This is a genomic window from Streptomyces sp. NPDC052101, assembly GCF_040680235.1.
Classification (GTDB): domain Bacteria; phylum Actinomycetota; class Actinomycetes; order Streptomycetales; family Streptomycetaceae; genus Streptomyces.
Window position 1 is genome coordinate 67,497 of the sequence record NZ_JBFAWH010000007.1, and the last position, 23,764, is coordinate 91,260.

Sequence of the window (23,764 nt, forward strand, 5' to 3'; positions counted from 1 at the left end):
CCCTTCCGCGTTTGGGGGTGTACTTGGCTTTCGTGGTCCACGGTAGGGCGGGGGCGCCCGGGGGTCGCTTGTCCGACCCGTAGCAGTAGAGGCGCGGGACACTACTGTTTGGACTACTCGCTGGAGGTCGCCTTCAGGGCGAGCCACAGCTCCATGCGTACGTCGGGATCGTCCAGCGACCGCCCCAGGATCTCCTCGACCCGCCGCATCCGGTAGCGCAGCGTGTGCCGGTGCACCCCGAGATCCGCCGCGGCCGCGTCCCACTGCCCGTGCCGCGACAGCCACGCCCGCAGCGAGGCGACCAGATCCCCCCGCCCCGTCGCGTCATGCTCGTGCAGCGCCCGCAGCAGCCCGTCGGCGAACGCCTTCACCGCGTCGTCGGCCAGCAACGGCAGCACCGACCCCGCGGCCAGCTGCTCGTGCTCCACCAGCACCCGGCCCCGCCGCCGCGCCACGGACAGCGCCTGCTCGGCCTGCTTGTAGGCGGCCGCCGCGGCGATCGGCCCGGCCGGCGCGGACAACCCCACGACCAGCTCTTCCTCTTCTCCCCCGGCCTGCTCGGGCGCCGCACGGGCCGCCTCCAGCGCCGCCGCGTACCGCATGCAGGCGGCCACCGCCGCGCCCCCGTCGGCGGCGAGCACCACCAGCCGCTCCCCCTCGGGCACGACCAGCACGGCCTCCCCGGAACGCGCGGCGGCCGCCTCCATCCCCTCCGCGAGCCCGCCGAGCGGATCACCGCCGGTGTCGGCGGCGAGGGCGGCGCCCCCGGACCCGGACTTGGCGACGTGGCCGTGGGCATCCGCGTGCACCCGGGCGGCGGATCCGGGCACCGACTCGGCGACGACCATCCGGAACGGCGCGTCGAGCAGCCCGCCGTACAGGTCCCCGGCGACCGCCCGGGCGTGGTCGGGCTCCCCGGCGAGCAGCATGCGCAGGACCGCCGTACCGAGGCGCTGTTCGGCCGCGTGCAGGGAGCGGGAGCGTTCGGTGGTGAGCGTGAGCAGGGCGATGGCGGAGTGCACGGCGTACCGCTCGGCGGTGCCGAGGGCGGCGGCGGTTCCCACGGCGAGCGCGGCGCGCGGCCGCCGGCCGGTCCCGAGGGAGTGCATCTCGACCCGGTCCTCATGCTCGGGCCCGCCGACGACGGCGGAGGCCGGGGCGGGCCGCTCCCGCAGCCGTTCGACCTCGGCGGTGAGCCGGGCGGCGCGCCGGCCGGCCCACTCGGGCGCGGCCGCGACGACGGCGCCCGAGGCGTCGTACAGGGCGGCCCACCCGTCGACCTGGGCGGCGAGCGCGCCGAGGAGCCCCTCGGGTCCGGCGCTCAGCGCCTGCCTGGTCAGCTCGCGCTGTGCGGCGAACCCTGCCGTGACGGCGCGGTACTGGTCGGCGGCGATCGCGGCGGAGACGGCCTTGCTGATGGCGAGGAACGGGGTGCGGCGGGGCACCTCCAGCAGCGGCAGCCCCTCCTCCCTGGCGGCGTCCACCAGTGCCTCGGGAATCTCCTCGTAATTCACCCCCACGGCGAACCCGAGCCCCACCACCCCCGCCCCGACCAGCCGTTTCACATACCGCCGCATGGCCTCGGGATCCTCCGCGTCCAGCTTCAGCGCGGTGATCAGCAGCAGCTCACCGCCCTCCATGTACGGCACGGGGTCGGCCAGCTCACTGACATGGGCCCAGCGCACGGGCACGTCGAGCCGATCCTCGCCCGCGCGCACGGTCAGCTTGAGCGCGGAGTGGTGGACGAGCGAGGCGAGGGTAGGGGGCATGGGGCCTTCACGGTGCGGGAGACGGGGTGATCTTTTGGCCGAACCGTATGAACGGCCTACCCCAATCCTGCCTCACCGTACGGTCCCCGCACCGCCGCTCACCCCCGCAGATCCACCAGCAACGGCGGCGCATGCTCCCCCCGCACGCTCGTCAACGACAACACCGCATGCCCGGCCGGCACCCCATGAGCCAACTCAGAGGCCGACCAACGCTCACGCTCCACCTGGCGCACGGTGACGGCCTCCGTCGTCACCGCCCTGCCGGTCACCAGCTTGCGCAGGGCGTGGATCGCGCGGGTCATCGGCTGGTCCGCGAAGACGGTGTGCCGGGCCACGTCCCGGGTCTCCACCCACTGCGTGCCCCAGGCCTCCGCGAACCTGCCGCCGTCCCAGGTGGTCACCCCGGAGAACGCCATACGACAGCCCACAGCCGCGTACAGCGGCCCGTGCAGCGCCTCGGGGACGTCACCGACCGTACGCAGCGCCAGTACCACGCCCGCATTGCGGGAACGCAGGCGCTGGATACGCCGGACGGACTCCGTCGTCACGGCGCCGGTGGCGTCGTCCAGGACGAGGCAGACGAAGTGGGCCCGTTCGTCCGCCGACGCCACGGCGGCGAACTGGGCGAGCAGCAGCCGGGTGACGATGCGGGACGCCTCTTCGTGTCCGCGGTCGGGCAGCTCGATACGGACGCGCAGCGGATGGTGGGCGACGGCACGCAGGGAGAACGGCCGAGCGCTTCCGCCGTCCCCGCCGAAGAACTCGGCGAACGCCGGCCGGTCCAGCACGGCGAGCCGGTCGGCGAGGACGGGCCCGGGATCGCCCGCAGTACCCGCCTGCCGGGCGCGTGCGTCGAGTTCGCGGCGCTGGGCGGCGTGCTCCTCCCCGGTGAGCGCACCGCTCAGCGCGGCCAGGGCCGAGGCCTCGCCCTCCAGCAGTACCCGCAGCACGGGCAGGGCCGGGAAGCGTCCATAGGCCGCCCGGTAGGGTCCGAGCAGCTGGGCGAGCGCGGTGACCGCCCGCTGACCGCTCACCATGTCCAGGTCACCTACCAGCCCCTCCGCCAGGAAAGCGGCCGCCTCGTCAGGGTCGTCGGTGTCCGCGTACGGGTCGAGGTCATGCACGGACGCCGGGTCGCCGAGGCGCACGGCCACGTCGTAGGCCGAGTCGGGCCCGAGCGGGGTGCCGGCCGCGCACACGGCGACTACGGCGCACTGTCCGGCCAGCGCCTGCAGGCCGAGCGACTCGACGACGGGCCGGATCAGATGGCGTGTCTTGCCGGAGCCCGAGGGCCCGACGGCCAGCAGCGAGGTGCCCAGGGTGTCCGGGGCGAGAGCCGCCCCGGCGCCACTGTAGGCGAGCGGGGTGCGGTCCCCCGCCGCCCACTGCCCGATGCGTACCTGCCCGGCGAGCAGATCGTGCCGGGCGGCCCGGCCGGGCAGGTCACGTGTGCCGGAGGGGTGGGTCCAGGCGGCGCCGCCCTCGCGCAGCACCGTGTCGGTGAAGGAGGAGACCCGGGCCCGGGCGCGCGCCAGGGTCCACATGTGCCCGACCCTGACGCAGTCCACGTCGTTCATCCGGCCGGCGTGCACCTCGGCGGCGAGCACGTCCGCCGCCTGGTGCTGACCGGCCTCGCGCAGTTCCGGCCACTGCGACGGCCGCCGGTCGACGGCCGGTTGCCCGGCCTCGGCCGTGCCGGCCCGCGCCCGCGCGGCGAGCGTCTCCTTCGCCAGGGGCCACCAGCCGCCGATGCGGGCGAACGGCCACAGCACCAGCAGGGTGATGAGCGCGTACAGCCCGTCCGTGAGCGGTTTCGACGCGAACACGCCGTAGTCGCCGCCGTTGAGCAGGACGATCAGGGAGAACAACGGATCCTGCACGGGCAGGGCATCCCAGCCGAGGCCGAACCAGCTCGGGAAGACGAAGGCCAGCACGATCAGCGCACCGAGGGCGGCGGTGAGGGCGCGAGCGGGTTGTTCGCGTCGGGTGACGAAGTGCCGGACGACGTCGTACCAGCTGCCCAGGCGCGCCATGGCGTAGACGAGGATCGCGAAGAACACACCGTCGGCGACCGTCTTGACCTCGGCACCCTGGTAGCCCTTCGGCGACGTGGTACCGGCCCACCACCAGTCGTCGGGCGTGAGCAGCTTCAGGGTGGTCCACTGGTAGGGGAGGCTGCCGTGCCGCCACAGCGACCACACAAGCAGTCCCACGACCAGGGGGACGACGAAGCCGACGATGGTGACGGGGGCCAGGCGCCGGCCCTGGCGTGCCACCTTGGGCGGGCTGTAGCCGTAGCGCCAGATACCGGGCTCGACGGCCGGGCGCGGCTGGTCGAGCCAGTCGGCGACCGGCGCGCCGGGATGCGACGGGTGGGGGGCGACCCCTGGCCGTGCGGCCGGCGGCGGCATGCCAGGCGCCCGCGTCGGCCGCGGCGGCACGGCGGGCGCCTCGTACGGCGTCGCCGCGCTGTTGTACGGCGCCGCGGGCCCGTTCCGGGGCGCCGCGGGCGTGTCCGTCGGCTCCGCTGGGCGCGGCACGGGGTGAGCATGCGTGCCCCGCGCGTCCTGCGTCCCGTCGCTGTCCATCGCCGTTGCCCCCTGACCAGCCGTTCCGTCCACCGTCAGCGAGTCAATCTAATGCCCTCGCAAGGGGAGTTCAGCGATTGCGTGGCCAGGCGCACGATGAGATGCGCGCACGCCGACGCGTCGCCCTCCCGGTTCCTCTATATCCACTCCGGACAACCGTTGTCGCCGACAACGCCCACATGGAGCATGCCCACCCCCCACCCCCGGCCCTAGCCTGCGAAGAAAGATAGGTAAGCGGCCGAAAGCGCACCGCCCGGAATCGTCCGGGACGCCAGATCAGACCGCCCGGTACGCAAGATCGTCAGGAGCCCTCATGACCGCACTTCCGCAGGAGCGTCGCGTCGTCACCGCCATCCCCGGCCCGAAGTCGCAGGAGCTGCAGGCCCGCCGTACCGCCGTGGTCGCCCAGGGCGTGGGCTCGGTGCTGCCGGTCTTCACCGCCCGCGCGGGTGGCGGGATCATCGAGGACGTCGACGGCAACCGGCTCATCGACTTCGGGTCCGGTATCGCCGTGACCTCCGTCGGTGCCTCCGCCGAGGCCGTCGTACGGCGGGCGAGCGCCCAGCTCGCCGACTTCACCCACACCTGTTTCATGGTCACCCCTTACGAGGGGTACGTGGAGGTCGCGGAGGCCCTGGCCGAGCTGACCCCCGGCGACCACGCCAAGAAGTCCGCGCTGTTCAACTCCGGCGCCGAGGCCGTCGAGAACGCCGTCAAGATCGCGCGTGCCTACACCAAGCGGCAGGCCGTGGTCGTGTTCGACCACGGGTACCACGGCCGGACCAACCTCACCATGGCGCTGACCGCCAAGAACATGCCGTACAAGCACGGCTTCGGGCCGTTCGCGCCCGAGGTGTACCGGGTGCCGGTGGCCTACGGCTACCGCTGGCCGACCGGCGCGGAGAACGCCGGCCCCGAGGCCGCCGCGCAGGCCATCGACCAGATGTCCAAGCAGGTCGGTGCGGACAACATCGCCGCGATCATCATCGAGCCGGTGCTCGGCGAGGGCGGCTTCATCGAGCCGGCGAAGGGCTTCCTCCCGGCGATCCGGCAGTTCGCCGCGGACAACGGGATCGTGTTCGTCGCCGATGAGATCCAGAGCGGCTTCTGCCGGACCGGGCAGTGGTTCGCGTGCGAGGACGAGGGCATCGTCCCGGACCTCATCACGACCGCCAAGGGCATCGCCGGCGGGCTTCCGCTCGCCGCCGTGACCGGCCGCGCCGAGATCATGGACGCCGCGCACGCCGGTGGCCTCGGTGGTACCTACGGCGGCAACCCGGTCGCGTGTGCCGGTGCGCTCGGCTCCATCGAGACCATGAAGGAGCTGGACCTCAACGGCAAGGCCCAGCGCATCGAGGAGATCATGAAGGGTCGCCTCACCGCCATGGCCGAGAAGTTCGACATCATCGGTGATGTGCGTGGGCGCGGCGCGATGATCGCGATCGAGCTGGTCAAGGACCGCGCCACCAAGGAGCCGAACCCGGAGGCCACCGGCGCGCTCGCCAAGGCCTGCCACGCCGAGGGCCTGCTGGTCCTGACCTGTGGCACCTACGGCAACGTGCTGCGCTTCCTGCCCCCGCTGGTGATCGGCGAGGACCTGCTCAATGAGGGTCTCGACATCATCGAGCAGGCCTTCTCGGCCATCTGAGCGACTCATCCGGGCGAGTGGTCCGTACCTCTGAAGGCACCTGCGGCAGGCCGTGTGAAGAACGTGTGCGAGGTGGATGACGGGACGCGATTCCGTCTGCCCAAGCGCCCCGGGCTGCCGTAGGTTCTACCCAGATGAGAGATACACCCCGTCCACAGGGGACTGTGGGCGATTTCAGGGCGAGGCCTCCCCAGCTTCGACCTGGTCGTGCCCTCGCGCACACAACCGGCGCCTGACGGCTCCGGGATCTCCTCACCGATCGGACGGTCGCCGCCCCAAACCCCCCGGGGCGCGCGACGTTCCGATCCGGACGGCCGCCTCGAAACCACCCCCCCCTGTTCCGAGGCGGCCGACCTCCTTCTCAGCCGCGCCGGCTCCCGCGGGCCGAAGAACCTGCGAAGCTGGGCGCCGTGTCGACCGCCTCCCGCCGCGCCCCTCTGCTCGTCCTCCCGGCCGTGCTCTTCGCCCTGCTCACCTGGCAGGTCGTGGACCACGGCCCGCTGCTGCGCCTGGACGCCCGCCTCAGCCGGGCCCTCGTCCATCCGGACCGGTGCTCCGAGATCCTCTCCGACGGCGGCAACGTCCAGGTCGCCCTGCCGGTCCTCCTGCTCGCCATCGGATACGTGCTGTGGCGGGGCCGTCGCACCGGTACGCCACGGTGGTGGCTGCCGCCGCTCGCCGCGGCCCTCCTGATGGTGCTGGTCCCGGTGGTCGTCGTACCGCTCAAGGACTGGACCGCACGGCCGGGGACCCCCGTGGTGCCCCCGGCCGTGGGCTACTTCCCCTCCGGCCACACGGCCACGGCCGCCGTCGCGTACGGCTCCGCGACCCTGCTCCTGCTCCCCTGGCTGCGCTCCCCGGCCGCCCGCCGCGCTCTGGCCGGCGTGGCCGCGGCCCTGGTCCTCGGGGTGTCGTACGGCCTGGTCCGGCACGGCTATCACTGGCCGCTGGACGTGGTGGCCAGCTGGTGTCTGTGCACCGTGCTGCTGACCCTCCTCGGCCTGGTCGTCGGCCGGGGTACGCGTCGAAGCCTTTCCGGAACTCCCCGTTCGAGCAGAGCCCGGAGCGGCGGGCGACTGCCCGGTGCCGCTGCCGCCGGAGCCGACCAGGGTGATGCCGTCGGGACATCCGGCCCCCGACGCTAGCCGCCCCCTGCCAGCCCGGCCGCCGCCTCGTGCATCGCCAGTTCCAGCAGCGCCGGGTCGGTCAGCGTGCCCGAGCCGTCCGGCGGTACCAGCCAGCGCACCCCCCGGGTCATCCGGCCCGGGTGCGGTACGACGATCCAGGTGCCGGGGCCCGCGGTGCGGATGCCGGTGCCGACCCAGCGGGCCGCGGTGCCCGGCGGCACGAAGAACCCGACCCGGTTGTCACCGAAGTCGACGAGTACCGGGCCGGGCCGGTCGAGGATCCGGGTGAGCACGTCCAGGGTGGGATAGCCGAGGTCGCCGGGCAGGATCAGTACGTCCCAGGTCCTGCCGGCGGGCAGCAGCGCGATCCCCAGGAGGTTGCGCTCCCATTCCCAGCGGCAGGCCTCGGGGTCCGGTGCGACGGATGCCAGCCATTCGACGGCCGTCTTCGCCCCAGTCATCAGAAGGCCTCCCTCTTCTGTCGCCCGACCGTTGTGCGCACGTTCTGCGCGGTCGCGTCGGGAGGAGAGAGGGAGGCCTTCCGGGGGCATTACGCGGGTTCCGCGTCCCCGTTGAAGTGACTTAGGTCACACTACGGTGCCGACCAGGATCACCAGTCGTACTCCGAGTCCCAGTACACGTAGTAGCAGTGGTGGTGGTCCCAGTAGTAGTACCGGTGGTTGTCGTAGTCCCAGTAGTAGTGCCTGCGGTGGTCGCGGTCCCAGTAGTCGCGGTGGTCGTGCCGGGGCGCCGCGGTCACGGCGGCCGCCTGGTGCATCGGTGCCGCCGAGGCGGCCGCGGCCGGGAGCATGACACCTGCGGCGACGGCGACGGCGGAGGCCACCGCCGTCGCCAGGGCCAGGCGGCGCTTGGGACGGAGTTCGTCGTGCTTGCGGGTGATGCGGGTCATGACCTTCTCCTGCCGATCCGGTGGTAGCCGGTGCCTCCCGGTGAGGACCGTGCATCCAGTACGCCCGGATGCGGCAGCCAGGTCATGCTCCGAAAACTCGTGGCTTGACGCGGCCATAAGGACCGGGTAAAAGCCGCGAAAGCCACCAGAAGGGATCAGCTGTCGAAGCCCAGACCCAGCCGGTCCATCGTCCGCAACCACAGATTGCGGCGGCCGCCATGCGCGTCCGCGCGGGCCAGGGACCACTTGGTGAGGGCGATCCCGGTCCAGGCGAACGGCTCGGGCGGAAACGGCAGCGGCTTCTTGCGGACCATCTCCAGCTCCGTGCGCTCGGTGCGCTCCCCGTCCAGCAGGTCGAGCATCACGTCCGCGCCGAAGCGGGTCGCGCCCACCCCTAGGCCGGTGTAGCCGGCCGCGTACGCGACCTTCCCCTGGTGTGCGGTGCCGAAGAACGCCGAGAAGCGCGAGCAGGTGTCGATCGCGCCGCCCCAGGCGTGCGTGAAGCGGACGCCCTCCAGCTGCGGGAAGCAGGTGAAGAAGTGCCCGGCGAGCTTGGCGTAGGTCTCCGGCCGGTCGTCGTACTCGGCACGCACCCGGCCGCCGTAGTGGTGGATCGCGTCGTAGCCACCCCACAGGATCCGGTTGTCGGCGGAGAGGCGGAAGTAGTGGAACTGGTTGGCGGAGTCGCCGAGTCCCTGCCTGTTCTTCCAGCCGATCGACTCCAGCTTGCCTGCGGAGAGCGGCTCGGTCATCAGCGCGTAGTCGTAGACCGGGACGGTGTAGGAGCGCACGCGGCGCAGCAGGTTCGGGAAGATGTTGGTGCCGAGCGCGACCCGGCGGGCGCGGACCGCGCCGTACGGGGTGCGTACGGTCACCCCCGCGCCGTAGTGCTTCAGTGTGAGCGCGGGCGTGTGCTCGTACACCCGCACGCCGAGCTTGATGCACGCCTTCTTCAGGCCCCAGGCCAGCTTCGCGGGATGCAGCATGGCCACGCCCCGGCGGTCCCACAGGCCCGCCTCGAAGGTGGGCGAGGCCACCTGCTCGCGCACGGCGTCGGCGTCGAGGAACTCGATGCCGTCCGCGAGCCCCTGCTCCGCCAACTCCCGGTGCCAGTCGCGCAGTTCCCAGGCCTGGTAGGTCTCGGTGGCGACGTCGATCTCGCCGGTGCGCTCGAAGTCGCAGTCGATGCCGTGCCGGGCGACCGCGGCCTCGATCTCGTCGAGGTTGCGCCGGCCCAGCTCCTCCAGCCGGTGGATCTCGCCCGGCCAGCGGGCCAGCCCGTTGGGCAGGCCGTGGGTGAGGGAGGCGGCGCAGAAGCCGCCGTTGCGGCCGGAGGCGGCCCAGCCCACCTCGCGGCCTTCCAGCAGCACCACATCGCGCTGCGGGTCGCGCTCCTTGGCGTTGAGCGCGGTCCACAGTCCGCTGTAGCCGCCGCCGACGACCAGCAGGTCGCAGGTGTCGGTGCCGGTGAGGGCGGGCTCGGCGGGCGGCTTGCCGGGGTCTTCCAGCCAGTACGGGACCGGCAGGGCTTCGGAGAGAGAGGCGATCCAGTTGTCTTTGCCACGACTCATGGCGCTTGGGGCCATGATTTCAACTCCCTACAAAGGACTTTCTGAAAGGCTTATGCCTTTTGCTTGTTACGGCGATTGCTGATGACCATCGAGGCCAGCGTCATGAGGACGGCGACGAGGAACATGGCCGTACCGATCACATTGATCTGGACCGGTGTGCCGCGCTGCGCCGAACCCCACACGAACATCGGGAAGGTGACGGTCGAGCCGGCGTTGAAATTGGTGATGATGAAATCGTCGAAGGAGAGCGCGAAGGACAGCAGCGCGCCCGCGGCGATTCCCGGTGCCGCGATGGGCAGGGTGACCCGCAGGAAGGTCTGCACGGGACCGGCGTACAGGTCCCGGGCGGCCTCCTCCAGACGCGGGTCCATCGACATCACACGGGCCTTGACCGCGGTGACGACGAAGCTCAGGCAGAACATGATGTGCGCGATGAGGATCGTCAGGAAGCCGAGCTGTGCGCCCATGTTGAGGAACAGGGTGAGCAGCGAGGCGGCCATGACGACCTCGGGCATCGCCATCGGCAGGAAGATCAGCGAGTTGACGGCGCCGCGCGCCCGGAAGCGGTAGCGGACCAGCGCGAAGGCGATCATCGTGCCGAGGATCGTGGCACCGATCGTCGCCCAGACGGCGATCTGCAGGCTGATGGACAGCGAGCCGCACATGTCGGCGACGCCGCACGGCTGCTTCCAGGCGTCCAGGGAGAAGTGCTGCCACTCGTAGTTGAAGCGCCCCTTCGGCTTGTTGAAGGAGAACACCGTCACGATGACGTTCGGCAGCAGGAGATAGGAGAGCGTCAGAATTCCCGCGATGACGACGAGATGGCGCTTGAACCAGTTGACGAAGGGCATTTAGACCAGATCCTCCGTCCCGGCCCGGCGGATGTAGATCGTGACCATGGCCAGGATGGCGGCCATGAGGATGAAGGACAGGGCCGCGGCCGTGGGGTAGTCGAGAATCCGCAGGAACTGCGTCTGGATGACGTTGCCGATCATGCGGGTGTCGGTGGAGCCGAGGAGTTCGGCGTTGACGTAGTCACCGGCCGCCGGGATGAAGGTCAGCAGCGTGCCGGAGACCACGCCGGGCATCGACAGCGGGAAGGTGACCTTGCGGAAGGTGGTCCACGGCTTGGCGTACAGGTCGCCGGCCGCCTCGTGCAGCCGTCCGTCGATCCGCTCCAGCGAGGTGTACAGCGGCAGGATCATGAACGGCAGGAAGTTGTACGTCAGTCCGCACACCACCGCGAGCGGTGTGGCGAGGACGCGGTCGCCGGCCGTCCAGCCGAGCCAGTTGGTGAGGTCCAGGATGTGCAGCGAGTTGAGGATGTGCACGACCGGGCCGTTGTCGGCGAGGATCGTCTTCCAGGCCAGGGTGCGGATCAGGAAGCTGGTGAAGAACGGCGCGATCACCAGAATCATGATCAGGTTCCGCCAGCGGCCCGCGCGGAAGGCGATGAGGTACGCCAGCGGGTAGCCGAGCAGCAGGCACAGGAGCGTCGCGGCGGCCGCGTAGAGGACGGACCGCAGGAACTGCGGCCAGTACTCGCTGAACGCGTCCCAGTACGTCGCGAAGTGCCAGGTGACCTTGTAGCCCTCCTCCAGGGAGCCCTGCTGCACGGAGGTGGAGGCCTGGTAGATCATCGGCAGCGCGAAGAAGACGATCAGCCAGAGGATGCCGGGGAGCAGCAGCCAGTACGGGGTGAACCGGCCGCGCTTGCGCGGGGGCTTGTTCTCCGGCTCGGCGGGGGCGAGAGGCGGGGGCGCCTCGGTGAGCGTCGACATCAGGCGGCAACCTCTTCCTCGGTGCCCGCGTCGATGTCCTGGGCGGCGTCCAGGCCGAAGGTGTGGGCCGGGCTCCAGTGCAGGACGACGTCGGCGCCGGGCACGAGCCGGCCGTCGCGCTCGACGTTCTGCACGTACACCGACAGCTCGTCGCAGACCGGGCTGTCGATCACGTACTGGGTGGAGACGCCGATGAAGCTCGCGTCGGCGATCTTGCCGGTGAGGCGGTTGCGGCCCTCGGGGATCTCGCCCGCGTCGTCGGCGTGCGCGAGGGAGATCTTCTCGGGGCGGATACCGACCAGTACCTTGCCGCCGGCCTTCGTGGGCGCCGAACATCGCGCCTCGGGCAGCACGAGCTTGCCGCCGCCCGCCTTGAGGACGATGTCGTCGCCGCTCTTGGTGTCGACCTCGGCCTCGATCAGGTTGGAGGTGCCGAGGAAGTTGGCGACGAAGGTGGTGTTCGGGTTCTCGTACAGGTCGGTGGGCGAGCCGAGCTGCTCGACACGGCCCGCGTTCATCACGGCGACCGTGTCGGCCATGGTCATGGCCTCCTCCTGGTCGTGCGTGACGTGCACGAAGGTGATGCCGACCTCGGTCTGGATGCGCTTGAGCTCCAGCTGCATCTGGCGGCGCAGCTTGAGGTCGAGGGCGCCGAGCGGCTCGTCGAGCAGGAGCACCTTCGGGTGGTTGATGAGGGCGCGGGCGACGGCGACGCGCTGCTGCTGGCCGCCGGAGAGCTGGTGCGGCTTCTTGCGCGCCTGCTCACCGAGCTGGACCAGCTCCAGCATGTCCTCGACCTGCTTCTTCACGCTCTTGATGCCGCGCCGGCGCAGACCGAAGGCGACGTTCTCGAAGATGTCGAGGTGGGGGAAGAGGGCGTAGGACTGGAAGACGGTGTTCACCGGCCGCTTGTACGGCGGCAGGTGGGTGACCTCCTGGTCGCCGAGGAAGACGGTGCCGGTGGTGGGCTCCTCCAGGCCGGCGATCATGCGCAGGGTGGTGGTCTTGCCGCAGCCGGAGGCGCCGAGCAGGGCGAAGAAGGAGCCCTGCGGCACGGTCAGGTCCAGCGGCTGTACGGCGGTGAAGCCGTTGGCGTAGGTCTTGCTGATACCGGAGAGGCGGACGTCGCCGCTGTTGTCTGGTGTCGTCATCGTCGTCACGCCCCTGTGAGCTTCGAGAACTTCTGCTGGTAGGCGGTCTCTTCCTTCTGCGTCAGCGCGCGGAAGGCATGGGACTTCGCCTGCATGGCCTTGTCGGGAATGATCAGCGGGTTGCTCGCCGCCGATTTGTCGATCTTCGCAAGGAACGGCTGCACTCCCGCGACGGGGCTCACGTAGTTGATGTACGCGGCCAGCTGGGCGGCCGGCTCGGGCTCGTAGAAGTAGTCGATGAGCCGCTCGGCGTTCGTCTTGTGGCGCGCCTTGTTGGGGATCAGCATGTTGTCGGTCGAGGTCATGTAGCCGCTGTCGGGGATGACATAGCCGACGTCGGGGCTGTCCGCCTGGAGCTGGACGATGTCGCCGCCCCAGGCGATGCACGCGGCGAAGTCGCCCTTGGCCAGGTCCGAGGTGTAGTCGTTGCCGGTGAAGCGGCGGATCTGGCCCTTGTCGACGGCCTTCTGCAGGCGGGCGATGACCGCGTCGAAGTCGTCGTCGGTGAACTTCGCCGGGTCCTTGCCCATGTCGAGCATGGTCATGCCGATGCTGTCGCGCATCTCGGTGAGGAAGCCGACGCGGCCCTTGAGCCTGGGGTTGTCGAGCAGGTCGGAGACCGACTTCACCTCGATGCCGTCGAGCGCCTTCTTGTTGTAGGCGATGACGGTCGAGATGCCCTGCCAGGGGTAGGAGTAGGCGCGGCCCGGGTCCCAGTCGGGGGCGCGGAACTGGTCCGACAGGTTGGCGAAGGCGTGCGGCACGTTGGCCGGGTCCAGTTTCTGGACGTACCCGAGGCGGATCATGCGGGCGGCCAGCCAGTCGGTGAGGACGATGAGGTCACGGCCGGTGTCCTGGCCGGCGGCGAGCTGCGGCTGGATCTTGCCGAAGAACTCGTCGTTGTCGTTGATGTCCTCGGTGTACTTGACCTGGATGCCGGTCCGCCGGGCGAACCCGTCGAGCGTGGGGTGGCGCTTGGTCTTGTCGTCCACGTCGATGTACTCGGGCCAGTTGGAGAAGTTGACGACCTTCTCCTTGGCCGAGTGGTCGTCGGCGGACACACCGCCCTGCGTCTTGGTCGCCGCAGGGATCCCGCAGGCGCTCAGCGCCCCGAGTCCGCCGACCGCGAGCGCGCCGCCCGCGGAGGCCCGCAGCAGCGACCGGCGGGGCATCGCGGCCCGGCCGTTACGCAGACTCCGGCGTACGGCGGCGGCTTCGACCGGCGTCAGGCGGTCGGGCTCGTACTGCTCCATGCGCGTGGTGCCCTTTCGGGAGGGTTGGGTGGTCGGCCTGGTCGAGGGCCGGATCGTCACACCCGGCGGCAGCCGGTGAGGCAGCTGCTACCGGTCCCCGAAGATCGTGCGGTGCCAGTCCTTGCGGGCGACCGCCGTATTGTCGAACATTACGTGCTTGACCTGCGTGTACTCCTCAAAGGAGTACGCCGACATGTCCTTGCCGAAGCCGGAGGCCTTGTACCCGCCGTGCGGCATCTCGCTGATGATCGGGATGTGGTCGTTGATCCACACACAGCCCGCCTTGATCTCGCGGGTGGCGCGGCCCGCGCGGTAGACGTTGCTGCTCCACGCGGAGGCGGCGAGGCCGTACGGGGTGTCGTTGGCCAGCCGGATCCCCTCATCATCACCGTCGAACGGCAGTACGACCAGTACCGGGCCGAAGATCTCGGACTGGACGATCTCGCTGTCCTGGGCGGCGTCCGCGATCAGGGTCGGCCGGTAGTAGGCGCCCTTCTCCAGGTCGCCCCGGGGTGCCTCGCCGCCGGTCACCACGCGCGCGTAGGCACGCGCACGGTCCACGAAGGCGGCGACCCGGTCCCGCTGGACATGCGAGATGAGCGGCCCGAGGTCGGTGCCGGGAGCGAAGGGATCTCCGAGCCGCACGCTCTCCATCAGCGCGGCGGTCTGCTCCACGAAGGCCTCGTACAGCGGTCGCTGCACATACGCGCGCGTGGCGGCCGTGCAGTCCTGGCCGGTGTTGATGAGCGCGCCGGCGACGGCGCCGTGGACGGCGGCCTCCAGATCGGCGTCGTCGAAGACGAGGAAGGGCGCCTTGCCGCCCAGCTCCAGGTGCAGCCGCTTGACCGTGGCGGTGGCGATCTCGGCGACCCGCCTGCCGACGGCGGTGGACCCGGTGAAGGAGGTCATGGCGACATCGGGGTGGCCCACCAGGTGCTCCCCCGCCTCCCTTCCGGTGCCGGTGACGATGTTGATCACACCGTCGGGGATCCCGGCCTCCGTGGCGGCCTGCGCGAAGAGCAGCGAGGTGAGCGGGGTCAGCTCGGCGGGCTTCAGCACGATGGTGTTGCCCGCGGCGATCGCCGGGAGGATCTTCCAGGCGGCCATCTGCAGGGGGTAGTTCCAGGGGGCGATGGACCCGACGACGCCGATCGGCTCGCGCCGGACGTACGACGTGTGATCGCCCGAGTACTCACCGGCGGACTGCCCCTGAAGGTGCCGGGCGGCGCCCGCGAAGAACGCGGTGTTGTCGATCGTTCCCGGCACGTCGAACTCGCGGGTCAGCTTCAGCGGCTTGCCGCACTGCAGGGACTCCGCACGGGCGAAGTCCTCGGCGCGCTCGGCGAGCACGGCGGCGAACCGGTGGAGCGCGTCGGAGCGCTCGCCCGGGGTGGCCGAGGCCCAGCCCGGAAAGGCGTCGCGCGCGGCGGCGACGGCCGCGTCGACGTCGTCGGTACCGGCCAGCTCGTAGCGGTACACCTCCGCGCCGGTGGCGGGGTCGACCACGGCATGGGTACGGCCCGAGGTGCCCTTGGCCGGCCGGCCGGCGATGAACTGCGCGCCGTCGGCGAATCGCTCCTCGGCGGGAAATCGTTCCGGGGTGGCGGTGCCCGGGTTGTGCATGTCGCTCTCCTCCGCCGTTCGCCCCGTCCCGGGGGGTGGGTGGCGTAGCTCCAGCTCGATTTGAGTGCCGATCCTGACAGAGCAATAGGACTCCAACAAGTGATTCCGTTGTTGCCTTTTGGTTACGCGACGGAATCTGTCGACCAGGTGTCGAGTGGAGACGGAAAAGGACGGACGGAGTGTCAGTGGTGCGTGCCACACTCGCGTGCATGGGAAAGATCGACGGGGTGGAAGCGCTGATCAGCGAGGTCCGGGCCGGGGCGAAGGTGAAGTACCTGCACTTCTGGGGGCACCGGCCGAGGCCGGACGGCAGCATCGGCGCGAGCTGTCTGAGCCAGTGGTGGCCGTCACCGTTCGTGGTGGACGGCGTGGAGTACGCGACGGCGGAGCACTGGATGATGGCGGGCAAGGCCCGGCTGTTCGAGGACGCGGAGGCGGAGCGGCGGGTGCTGGCCGCGGAGCACCCCGCCCAGGCGAAGAAGGCGGGGCGGGGTGTCAAGGGCTTCGACGAGGCGATATGGGAGCGGGAGCGCTTCCGGATCGTGGTCGAGGGCAGCGTGCACAAGTTCGCGGCGGATGACGGGTTGCGCGCGTTTCTGCTGGGCACCGGTGACCGGGTGCTGGTCGAGGCGAGCCCGCTGGACCGGGTGTGGGGCATCGGCCTCGCGGCGGACGACGAGGGGGCGTCGGATCCGCAGCGGTGGCGGGGACCGAATCTGCTGGGGTTCGCGCTGATGGAGGCGCGGGAGCGGCTGGCGGGGGCCTGAGGGGCCGGCCCGGAGACCGGCCCTGAACGCGACGAATCAGTGGCGGCCTAGGACGAGGCGCTGACTCCGCCGACGAGGCTCGCGAAGAACAGGAAGACCAGCACCGGCAAGAGCACAGTGGCGATGATGCCGCAGACAAGACCGGCGGTCGCCGCGCCCTTGTTGTTGGCCTCGCCGCGGTTTGCCTTACCCCGGCCGATGGCACCGAAGATGATCGCCAGGATGCCCAGGATCATCCCGATGATCTCCAGGAAGAAGGTGAGGCTGCAGACCACGCCGATGATGCCCAGCACCAGACCCGTGGTGCCCATGCCGTTGCTCGGCTGCATCGGCATGGCGTAGCCGGGGGCCTGCGGGTAGCCCATCGGCGGGCCGGCCGGGTAGGACGGCCCCGGGCCCGACTGGGGGTAGCCGTAGCCGGGCGCGGGCTGCTGCGGGTATCCGTATCCCGGGGGCTGCTGCGGGGCCGGCGGTCCGAAACCACCGGCGTCGGGGTTGATGTTGGACATGAAGTGCTTTCCCCTCCGTTGACGATCAAGGCATCGTAATGGCCGCGCAGAGGAGAGGGAGGGGGTTCCGGCCGACGGGCGGCCGAAGGCCGCGGCCTGGCGGACTCAGCGGCCGGCGGCCACCGTCGCCGAGACGCTGCGGGCGGAGCCGTCGTCGTACGGGTGGGATTCGCTGTGATGGATGGCGGCGTTGATGCCGATCGCGAGCAGGACGATCACGACGACACCGAGCACGATGCCGATGATGCCCATGATCAGGCCCGCCTGGGCCTGGCCGCGGTTGGTGGCCTCGCCGCGATCGGCCCGCCGGCGGCCCTTGATGCCGAAGACCACCGCGAGGATGCCCAGCACCAACGAGACCACGCCGTACAGGCAGAACAGGCACAGGGAGAGGATGCCGAGCACCATCGCCGCGATGCCCAGACCGTTCTGCGGGGCCATCGGCATGCCGGGCCAGCCGTAGCCCGCGGGATAGCCGGGGTAGCCGTAGCCGCCGGTCGCGGGCGGTACGGATATGCCGGGGCCGGAGGGTGCGATCGGCGGAGGCGGTACGGCCTCGCCGCCCATCGGGGCCATGCCCGGCGCGCCGAAACCGGGCGCGGCGGCCGGCGGGGCGTAACCGGGAGGGGATGCGGGCGGGGGGAAGCCGTCGGCCGGCAGGGAGGTCAGGGTCGCCTGATTGTGGACGGACGGCGGCTGCACGGGCGGCTGGTCGTGCGCCGCGGGCGGCTTCTTCTCCAGCGAAGGCCGGTCCTCGGGCGGCGCCCACGGGTTGTAGTCGCCCCCCGGGGCTCCGCTCGGCTGCGCTCCGTCGCTCACGGGCATGTCCCCCTCGGTCGTTCTGTCCCGCCATGCTACGGCCTCGCCGTCACACCGCCGCGGCCCGGTCCCGCAGCGGTCACGCAGGGCCCGGGCGGCGGGCGAGGTGCACGTGGGCCGCCCGCCTACGATGTCGTCGTACCACCGATCAGCCGATCACCCGCGCCGTGCCCGCACCGGGCCGTCGGCGCCTTGCCAGGGGAGGATCCCTTGACCGACAGCAGCTCCGTACCCGCCGCCGGCACGGCCGACCGCGATCTGCGGACCTTCATCGCCGGACTGCCCAAGGCCGAACTCCACGTCCACCACGTCGGTTCCGCCTCCCCGCGCATCGTCTCGGAGCTGGCCGCCCGCCACCCCGACTCCAAGGTCCCCACCGACCCCGAGGCCCTGGCCGACTTCTTCACCTTCACCGACTTCGCGCACTTCATCGACGTGTATCTGTCGGTCGTCGACCTGATCCGCACCCCGGAGGACATCCGGCTGCTGACCTTCGAGGTGGCCCGCGACCTGGCCCGGCAGCAGGTGCGCTACGCCGAGCTGACCGTCACCCCCTTCTCCTCCACCCGGCGCGGCATCGACGAGCTGGCCTTCATGGCGGCGATCGAGGACGCCCGCAAGGCGGCCGAGGCCGAGTTCGGGACCGTGCTGCGCTGGTGCTTCGACATTCCGGGCGAGGCGGGCCTGGAGTCCGCCGAGGAGACGGCACGGCTCGCCACCGACGAGCGGATCCGCCCGGAGGGCCTGGTGTCGTTCGGGCTCGGCGGCCCCGAGATCGGCGTGCCCCGGCCGCAGTTCAAGCCGTACTTCGACCGGGCCATCGCCGCCGGTCTGCACTCCGTGCCGCACGCCGGCGAGACGACCGGCCCGCAGACGGTGTGGGACGCGCTGCACGAGCTGCGCGCGGAGCGCATCGGGCACGGCACCAGCTCCGCGCAGGACCCGAAGCTGCTCGCGCACCTCGCCGAGCACCGCATCCCGCTGGAGGTCTGCCCCACCTCGAACATCGCCACCCGCGCGGTCCGCACCCTGGACGAGCACCCGATCAAGGAGTTCGTGCGCGCCGGGGTGCTGGTCACCATCAACTCCGACGACCCGCCGATGTTCGGCACCGACCTGAACAAGGAGTACGCGGTGGCCGCCCGGCTGCTCGACCTGGACGAGCGGGGCCTCGCCGACCTCGCGAAGAACGCCGTGGAGGCGTCCTTCCTGGACGCCGGGGGCAAGGCGCGGATCGCGGCGGAGATCGACACGTACACCAGCACCTGGCTCGCCTCCTGACCCGAGCCGTACGCCCACCACAATGGGGGTCATGCAGACCGTGACCGCCGTGGCCCACCGCGGCGACCCCTACCGCTTCCGCGAGAACACCGTCGACTCGCTGCGTTCCGCCCTCGACCGGGGGGCGGACGCGGTCGAGATCGACGTACGGCTCACCCGCGACGGCGTCCCCGTGCTGCTGCACGACGACACGCTGCGGCGGCTGTGGGAGCACGACCGGCCGCTCTCCGCGCTGTCCGCCGACGAGCTGCGCGGGCTCACGGCGGGCGGTGTGCCGACGCTCGCACAGGCGCTGGCGGCGACCGGTGACAGCCGGGTGATGGTGGACCTGTGCGGGCGCGTCGACCGGCGGACGGCGGACCGGGTCATGGACGTGGTCCGGCAGTGCGGGGCCCGGGAGCGCACCTACTACTGCGCGGGCGCCGAGGCCATGCTCGCGGTCCGCGCCGCCGACCCGGCCGCCGAGATCGCGCTGACCTGGACGTCCCTCGCCCCGCCCCGGCCCACGCTGCTGGCGGCGGTCCGCCCGCGCTGGCTCAACTACCGTTTCCCGCTGGTCAGTCGGGACCTCGCGGCCCGCGTCCACCACGACGGCCAGTTGCTGTCCGTCTGGACCCCTGACACCCGCCGCTCGATGAGCCGGCTGCTGGACCTGGGCGTCGACTCGATCACCACGAACCGCGTCGACGTCCTGCACGCCCTGCGCAACGGCGGTTGAGCACCTACACCCGCGAGCGTTGGGCCACCGTCGACGTGTCGGGCGGGGTGGCGCGGGTGACGTACTGCGGGACGGGTGCGGAGTCCGTGCCGGTGTCGCGGACCAGGCCGTAGCGCCGCGCGCCCTGGGCTGGGCCGGAAGTGATGTCCTTCTCGGCCGCGTCCCAGGTGCTCGGGAAGACGCTGAGGCCGTAGTCGGCGCCGCGTTCGTTCTGGGTGAGGGTGACGGTACCGTCCAGGTAGAAGTACTCGTTCTGCCACATCTGCTGGGTGCCGGGCGGAAGGACGGCGTAGCCGACGGCCGGGTTGCCCATGCCGGTGACCGCGGGGTCGGTGCCGAGCGCGTCGTCCATGCGGCGGCCGCCGCCCGAGGCCACATGGAAGAGCCTGCCCGCAAGGCCGGTCCAGGCCGGCATGACGAGGCTGCCGGCCCGGTACTGCGGCGAGATCTGCCAGCGAACCAGGACATAGCCCTTGCCCCGCAGGGTCACGCGGTCGCCGCGGTGGTTCATGACGGCGTGCGCGCCGCCGGTGCTGGTGACACCGGTCTCGGGCCGGTGCGGCAGGGCGGCGGGCGGGATGTCCGGGTCCGGCGCCCGGTCCACGGCGTCGACGACCGTGCCGTACAGGCCGGCCGAAGGCGTCGGGGAGGCGGGGGGAGACGGAGGACGGGACGGCGGACGGGTCACCGGTGGCGGTACGGCCGTGCTGGTCGCCGTCGGCGTGACCGCCGGGTGCGGCCGGTGGTCCGGGGGCCGTACAGCCACATAGGCACCGCCCGCCACGATCGTCGCGCCTGCCGCCAGCACCACGGCGGGCTTGGTGAGTGCGCCCAGCGCCTTGGCCGACCAGCCGGCGGAACCGGCCGCGCCCGCGGCTGCCGCCGTCCTGCCGCCCAGGGCGAGCGACAGGGTGAAGCCGGCCGGGACCGGGACCAGGGCGATGCCGAGCAGCAGCCGTTCCGCCGGGACGAGGGACTCCGGCGCCTCCCCGCAGTAGCCGCAGCCGCGCAGATGCCGGGCCAGCCGCTTGCGCCAGACGGAGTCGGGCCGCCCGTCCCAGCGGGCGGTCAGCTCGCGCAGCTCGGGGCAGGCGCCGTCCAGCGCCCGCACGATGCCGCGCGCGGTCTCAAGGCGCCCCTTCGTCCGCTGGACGCGCACGGCGGCGTGCTGCCGGCTGATGTCGAGGGCCTGCGCCAGCTCGCGCCGGGTCAGTTCGCCGGCGACCTCCAGCCACCACAGCGACAGCAGCCTGCGGTCCTCGTCGTCCAGCCAGCGCGCCGCCTCCACCACCTCGCGCCGCTGACCCTCCAACTGCAGCCGCAGCACGGTGAGTTCGGCGAAGTCGGCGCTACCCCCGGGCGTGTTCCGGGGCAGCGGGTCGGCGGATCCGCGGCGCGCCCGCTCCCGGATCTGCCGCATGGCGATGGCCACCAGCCAGGACCGGAAGCTGTCCGGGTCGCGCAGCGAGCCGAGGTTGCCGACGGCGCGCAGCATGGTCTCCTGTACGACGTCGTCGACGTCCGCGTGCCCGTTCAGCGCGCGGCCGACGATGTTGTAGACGAGCGGCAGCCAGCCCGCGACCAGGTCGTCCAGGGCCTGCCGGTCGCCTGACTGCGCGGCCGCGACGGTGTCGCGCCAGTGCCGCCCGTCCACCGATCCCGTCTCCCGTACGTCTCTCACGCTCGCGTCACCTGCTGTAGAGCAGCGTCCCGAAGCCCAGCTGGTCGTAGCCGCCGCTGTTGGGCCCGTAGTCGCCGCCCCCGCCCTCCGCGCGCACCTTCTCGGCCATGGCCGTGACGTACGGCGTGCTGAGCCCGCGGCGGCGGGCGTAGTGGTGGTGCAGAATCTCCCAGACGGGGCGGATCTCGCCACGGGCCGTGGCAGAGATCACGGTCTGCTCCCGCCACTGCCCGTGTCCGGTGCCGGACCGCCAGCCGTACGGGGTGAAGGGCACGTCCTTGCCGAGGTTGTAGCGGGCGACGTACTCGGCGGCGTGCAGGAACCGGTCGTGGTCGTGGCCGTAGAGGTCGACGCCCTGGTTCCAGGCCATCTCGCAGATCGCGCCGAGCAGTCCGATGCCCATCATGGAGTGCCCCTGGTCGCGGCCGCTCTCCTGCCACTGGGCGAGGCCCTGGGCGTCGTAGCGGACGGGGATGGCGTTCCTGAGGGCGCCGTTGCCGTGGCCGTGCTCCAGGTAGGTCACGGCGCGGCGGAAGGTGGCGCGGTCGTCGAGGAGGATGCCGATCGCCATCAGGGAGGCGAGGTTGCACAGGTCCCAGTTGGCCCAGTAGTTGGCGGGGGCATCGCGCGGGCCGGGAGCAGGTCCGGCGCCGGCCGCGGGCCTGCCCGTCCCCCTAGGGGGCGCCCCGTACAACTCCCCCGGTGCCGGGGCCCGTTGCCCGGGGTCGGACCCGGGTCGGGTGTCCTCCTCGCCGACGATCCGCGTACCGGCGCGGCGCCGGAGGATCATCACGTACCGCTCACCGACCGGACCCGCCCCACCCGGGCGGCCCGACGACTTACGGAGCATCCATGCGTCCACGCACCCGTGCCGCCGTCCTCACCACGACCGCCCTGGTCCTGGCCCTGTCCGCCGCTCCCCTGGCGGCCCCCGCCTTCGCCGCCCCCACCACGACGGCGGCCCACCGGACGACGGCCCGCCCGACCGCCGGCCCGGACGCCGAGGCACTGCGCGCCGCGCTCGCCGGACTGCCCGATGCCGACGCGACCGCCGCGCTGGTGCGGGTCGGCGGCAGCGACGGCGCCTGGCGGGGCAGCGCGGGCGTGCACGATCTGGCGAGCGGCCAGGCGGCGGACCCGAACGCGCTCTTCCGCGCCGGTTCGACCACGAAGGTGGTGACGGCGGCGACGGTGCTGCGGCTGGCCGCGCAGGGCCGGATCGACCTGGACGCCCCGGTCCAGCACTACCTCCCGGGGCTGCTCACCCCGGCCTTCGAGCCCGTCTCCGTACGGCAGTTGCTGAACCACACCAGTGGCATCCCGTCGGGCGACGGCTGGGGCGACGACTTCCAGGACCAGTACGCGCACCGCTTCGACACCCTGACCCCGGCCCAGGTGGTGGCGTCGGCGGTGGCGAAGGGCCCGGAGTTCTCCCCGGGGGACCGGCAGGACTACCTGAACATCAACTACACGATCCTCGGGATGCTGATCGAGAGGGTGACCGGGCACGCGTACGCCGACGAGGCGACGCGGCTGGTGCTGCGCCCGGCCGGCATGCACCACACGTACTTCCCGGGGACCGACCCGCGCATCCGCAGCCCGCACAACCAGGGCTACCAGAAGGTGACCCGGGCCGACGGGACGACGGAGTTCGTGGACGTCACGGAGTGGAACCAGGCCGACCGCTGGGCCGCCGGCGACATGATCTCCACGACGGCCGATCTGGAGCGGCTGGTCACGGCGCTGTTCTCGGGCCGGGTCGTGCCGGAGCCGCAGTTGCAGGAGATGTTCACGGTTCCGCAGGTGAAGGAGGGGACCGCCAGCTACAGCGCCGGACTTCGGCGGTTCGAGTACGAGGGCACGGTGTACTGGACCAAGTCCGGTGCGCGGTACGGCTACAGCACGGCGATCGCCGCCACCCGGGACCTGAGCCGCACCCTCGTCTACTCGGTGGACTCGACGGACGCCAAGGGGGAGGACGCGAACCCGGTCGCCCAGCGGATCGTGCTCGCCGCGCTCAGACAGCGGTGACGGCCCAGGGGGCGGTGAGCGCCTCCAGCCGCTTGATCTTCTTCCGTACGACGTACAGCGGGACGACGCCGAAGACCCCGAAGGACATGTCGATCAGGCTCCACCAGAAGGGGATGCCCCGGATCGGCCCGCAGACCAGGGCGAGCGGGATGATCCCGGCGCAGGCGATCATCCCGAACTCGACGACCCAGATGTTGCGGACGGGGTCGCGGTACGGCCCCAGGAAGGCGACCGCGATGACGAGGTGGGCGAAGGCCAGCCAGTCGGTGCCGTAGAGGAGGAAGGGGTAGTCGGTGTCGGCGGTGTCGAGCCCGTCGCGGACCCGCTCGATCCAGTGCGCCAGTCCCGGCAGGTACTGGGGCACGGACAGCGCCCGCAACGCGCTCTCGGTCCAGCGCAGTTCGTGGACCAGGGGGAAGGCGGTCGCCCCGCTGAGCACGAGGCACACGACGAAAAGGGCCAGCCAGACGCGAATGCCCTTGAGCAGGGCGGCTCTGTCGCTCATGGGATGAGCGTACGCCGTCAATTGAACACGTT

At 71.5% G+C, this 23,764-nt stretch carries 20 protein-coding genes and 1 pseudogene; 6 read left to right on the plus strand and 15 right to left on the minus strand.

Translation table 11 applies throughout. The features are described from left to right. Positions 1-113: 113 nt before the first annotated feature. Together AB0L75_RS15130 and AB0L75_RS15135 are read right to left on the minus strand one after the other, a co-directional pair. Positions 114-1,769, minus strand: a complete 1,656-nt coding sequence (locus AB0L75_RS15130) for a PucR family transcriptional regulator (protein WP_365180791.1) — start codon at positions 1,767-1,769, stop codon at positions 114-116. A gap of 98 nt (positions 1,770-1,867) precedes the next feature. After that, the gene (locus AB0L75_RS15135; protein WP_365180794.1) at positions 1,868-4,357 is read right to left on the minus strand and encodes an ATP/GTP-binding protein; all 2,490 of its coding nucleotides are present in this window, start codon (positions 4,355-4,357) and stop codon (positions 1,868-1,870) included. A gap of 313 nt (positions 4,358-4,670) precedes the next feature. On the opposite strand from AB0L75_RS15135, the gene gabT reads away from it, so the two are divergent. Together gabT and AB0L75_RS15145 are read left to right on the plus strand one after the other, a co-directional pair. After that, positions 4,671-6,005 carry a 4-aminobutyrate--2-oxoglutarate transaminase gene (gene gabT, locus AB0L75_RS15140; RefSeq protein ID WP_365180796.1) on the plus strand — a complete coding sequence of 445 codons (1,335 nt, stop codon included), beginning with the start codon at positions 4,671-4,673 and terminating at the stop codon, positions 6,003-6,005. A 410-nt stretch (positions 6,006-6,415) separates the two neighbouring features. Continuing rightward, positions 6,416-7,150 carry a phosphatase PAP2 family protein gene (locus tag AB0L75_RS15145; RefSeq protein ID WP_365180799.1) on the plus strand — a complete coding sequence of 245 codons (735 nt, stop codon included), beginning with the start codon at positions 6,416-6,418 and terminating at the stop codon, positions 7,148-7,150. Here the strand turns inward: AB0L75_RS15145 and AB0L75_RS15150 are convergent. The 8 genes from AB0L75_RS15150 to AB0L75_RS15185 all read right to left on the minus strand — a co-directional run bounded on the left by AB0L75_RS15150 (position 7,147) and on the right by AB0L75_RS15185 (position 15,421). Beyond that, positions 7,147-7,593, minus strand: coding sequence for a hypothetical protein (locus AB0L75_RS15150; RefSeq protein ID WP_365180803.1), 447 nt, complete (start codon positions 7,591-7,593; stop codon positions 7,147-7,149). The two genes, AB0L75_RS15145 and AB0L75_RS15150, sit on opposite strands and share 4 nt — an antisense overlap. A 149-nt stretch (positions 7,594-7,742) precedes the next feature. Beyond that, positions 7,743-8,042, minus strand: a complete 300-nt coding sequence (locus AB0L75_RS15155) for a hypothetical protein (protein WP_365180806.1) — start codon at positions 8,040-8,042, stop codon at positions 7,743-7,745. Between the two features lie 155 nt (positions 8,043-8,197). After that, positions 8,198-9,628 (minus strand): FAD-dependent oxidoreductase, encoded by a 1,431-nt coding sequence (locus AB0L75_RS15160; protein ID WP_365180809.1) that lies wholly within the window; start codon positions 9,626-9,628, stop codon positions 8,198-8,200. Positions 9,629-9,663: 35 nt separating this feature from the next. Next, positions 9,664-10,464, minus strand: a complete 801-nt coding sequence (locus tag AB0L75_RS15165) for an ABC transporter permease (protein WP_365180812.1) — start codon at positions 10,462-10,464, stop codon at positions 9,664-9,666. Next, positions 10,465-11,394, minus strand: coding sequence for an ABC transporter permease (locus AB0L75_RS15170; protein ID WP_365180815.1), 930 nt, complete (start codon positions 11,392-11,394; stop codon positions 10,465-10,467). After that, a complete protein-coding gene (locus AB0L75_RS15175; RefSeq protein ID WP_365180818.1) occupies positions 11,394-12,554 on the minus strand; it encodes an ABC transporter ATP-binding protein in 1,161 nt (386 codons plus the stop codon). The genes AB0L75_RS15170 and AB0L75_RS15175 overlap by 1 nt, the downstream gene beginning before the upstream one ends. Beyond that, positions 12,551-13,798 carry a spermidine/putrescine ABC transporter substrate-binding protein gene (locus AB0L75_RS15180; RefSeq protein WP_365180821.1) on the minus strand — a complete coding sequence of 416 codons (1,248 nt, stop codon included), beginning with the start codon at positions 13,796-13,798 and terminating at the stop codon, positions 12,551-12,553. Before AB0L75_RS15180 ends, AB0L75_RS15175 begins: the two co-directional genes overlap by 4 nt. An 87-nt stretch (positions 13,799-13,885) precedes the next feature. Next, a complete protein-coding gene (locus tag AB0L75_RS15185; protein WP_365180823.1) occupies positions 13,886-15,421 on the minus strand; it encodes a gamma-aminobutyraldehyde dehydrogenase in 1,536 nt (511 codons plus the stop codon). Positions 15,422-15,630: 209 nt separating this feature from the next. On the opposite strand from AB0L75_RS15185, the gene AB0L75_RS15190 reads away from it, so the two are divergent. Then, a complete protein-coding gene (locus tag AB0L75_RS15190; protein WP_365180826.1) occupies positions 15,631-16,188 on the plus strand; it encodes an NADAR family protein in 558 nt (185 codons plus the stop codon). A gap of 47 nt (positions 16,189-16,235) precedes the next feature. Here the strand turns inward: AB0L75_RS15190 and AB0L75_RS15195 are convergent, their stop codons facing one another. Continuing rightward, complete coding sequence (locus AB0L75_RS15195; RefSeq protein WP_365180828.1) at positions 16,236-16,697, minus strand: DUF4190 domain-containing protein; 462 nt, start codon at positions 16,695-16,697, stop codon at positions 16,236-16,238. Between the two features lie 105 nt (positions 16,698-16,802). After that, the gene (locus tag AB0L75_RS15200) at positions 16,803-17,522 is read right to left on the minus strand and encodes a DUF4190 domain-containing protein (protein ID WP_365180831.1); all 720 of its coding nucleotides are present in this window, start codon (positions 17,520-17,522) and stop codon (positions 16,803-16,805) included. A 186-nt stretch (positions 17,523-17,708) separates the two neighbouring features. Here AB0L75_RS15200 and AB0L75_RS15205 point away from each other — a divergent pair, with 186 nt between their 5' ends. Both AB0L75_RS15205 and AB0L75_RS15210 read left to right on the plus strand, forming a co-directional pair. Continuing rightward, positions 17,709-18,797 (plus strand): adenosine deaminase, encoded by a 1,089-nt coding sequence (locus AB0L75_RS15205; protein WP_365180834.1) that lies wholly within the window; start codon positions 17,709-17,711, stop codon positions 18,795-18,797. 31 nt (positions 18,798-18,828) lie between these two features. Continuing rightward, positions 18,829-19,515 (plus strand): glycerophosphodiester phosphodiesterase, encoded by a 687-nt coding sequence (locus AB0L75_RS15210; protein WP_365180837.1) that lies wholly within the window; start codon positions 18,829-18,831, stop codon positions 19,513-19,515. 4 nt (positions 19,516-19,519) lie between these two features. Here the strand turns inward: AB0L75_RS15210 and AB0L75_RS15215 are convergent, their stop codons facing one another. Together AB0L75_RS15215 and AB0L75_RS15220 are read right to left on the minus strand one after the other, a co-directional pair. After that, positions 19,520-21,169 carry a sigma-70 family RNA polymerase sigma factor gene (locus AB0L75_RS15215; protein WP_365181214.1) on the minus strand — a complete coding sequence of 550 codons (1,650 nt, stop codon included), beginning with the start codon at positions 21,167-21,169 and terminating at the stop codon, positions 19,520-19,522. Between the two features lie 34 nt (positions 21,170-21,203). Further along, positions 21,204-21,809 (minus strand): annotated as a pseudogene (locus AB0L75_RS15220) (alginate lyase family protein); the annotation flags it as partial. A 239-nt stretch (positions 21,810-22,048) separates the two neighbouring features. Between AB0L75_RS15220 and AB0L75_RS15225 the strand changes: the two are divergent. Further along, on the plus strand, positions 22,049-23,227 hold the full coding sequence (locus AB0L75_RS15225) for a serine hydrolase domain-containing protein (RefSeq protein ID WP_365180840.1): 1,179 nt from the start codon (positions 22,049-22,051) through the stop codon (positions 23,225-23,227). On the opposite strand, the gene AB0L75_RS15230 is transcribed toward AB0L75_RS15225, so the two are convergent. After that, the gene (locus tag AB0L75_RS15230; RefSeq protein ID WP_365180842.1) at positions 23,214-23,732 is read right to left on the minus strand and encodes a hypothetical protein; all 519 of its coding nucleotides are present in this window, start codon (positions 23,730-23,732) and stop codon (positions 23,214-23,216) included. The two genes, AB0L75_RS15225 and AB0L75_RS15230, sit on opposite strands and share 14 nt — an antisense overlap. Positions 23,733-23,764: the final 32 nt, after the last annotated feature.

Coding starts and splice junctions, on each gene's coding strand:
- AB0L75_RS15170 (WP_365180815.1), bottom strand. CDS start 11,394: ATGTCGACGCTCACCGAGGCGCCCCCGCCTCTCGCCCCCGCCGAGCCG.
- AB0L75_RS15150 (WP_365180803.1), bottom strand. CDS start 7,593: ATGACTGGGGCGAAGACGGCCGTCGAATGGCTGGCATCCGTCGCACCG.
- AB0L75_RS15200 (WP_365180831.1), bottom strand. CDS start 17,522: ATGCCCGTGAGCGACGGAGCGCAGCCGAGCGGAGCCCCGGGGGGCGAC.
- AB0L75_RS15210 (WP_365180837.1), top strand. CDS start 18,829: ATGCAGACCGTGACCGCCGTGGCCCACCGCGGCGACCCCTACCGCTTC.
- AB0L75_RS15165 (WP_365180812.1), bottom strand. CDS start 10,464: ATGCCCTTCGTCAACTGGTTCAAGCGCCATCTCGTCGTCATCGCGGGA.
- gabT (WP_365180796.1), top strand. CDS start 4,671: ATGACCGCACTTCCGCAGGAGCGTCGCGTCGTCACCGCCATCCCCGGC.
- AB0L75_RS15180 (WP_365180821.1), bottom strand. CDS start 13,798: ATGGAGCAGTACGAGCCCGACCGCCTGACGCCGGTCGAAGCCGCCGCC.
- AB0L75_RS15225 (WP_365180840.1), top strand. CDS start 22,049: ATGCGTCCACGCACCCGTGCCGCCGTCCTCACCACGACCGCCCTGGTC.
- AB0L75_RS15230 (WP_365180842.1), bottom strand. CDS start 23,732: ATGAGCGACAGAGCCGCCCTGCTCAAGGGCATTCGCGTCTGGCTGGCC.
- AB0L75_RS15185 (WP_365180823.1), bottom strand. CDS start 15,421: ATGCACAACCCGGGCACCGCCACCCCGGAACGATTTCCCGCCGAGGAG.
- AB0L75_RS15160 (WP_365180809.1), bottom strand. CDS start 9,628: ATGGCCCCAAGCGCCATGAGTCGTGGCAAAGACAACTGGATCGCCTCT.
- AB0L75_RS15155 (WP_365180806.1), bottom strand. CDS start 8,042: ATGACCCGCATCACCCGCAAGCACGACGAACTCCGTCCCAAGCGCCGC.
- AB0L75_RS15190 (WP_365180826.1), top strand. CDS start 15,631: ATGGGAAAGATCGACGGGGTGGAAGCGCTGATCAGCGAGGTCCGGGCC.
- AB0L75_RS15195 (WP_365180828.1), bottom strand. CDS start 16,697: ATGTCCAACATCAACCCCGACGCCGGTGGTTTCGGACCGCCGGCCCCG.
- AB0L75_RS15130 (WP_365180791.1), bottom strand. CDS start 1,769: ATGCCCCCTACCCTCGCCTCGCTCGTCCACCACTCCGCGCTCAAGCTG.
- AB0L75_RS15135 (WP_365180794.1), bottom strand. CDS start 4,357: ATGGACAGCGACGGGACGCAGGACGCGCGGGGCACGCATGCTCACCCC.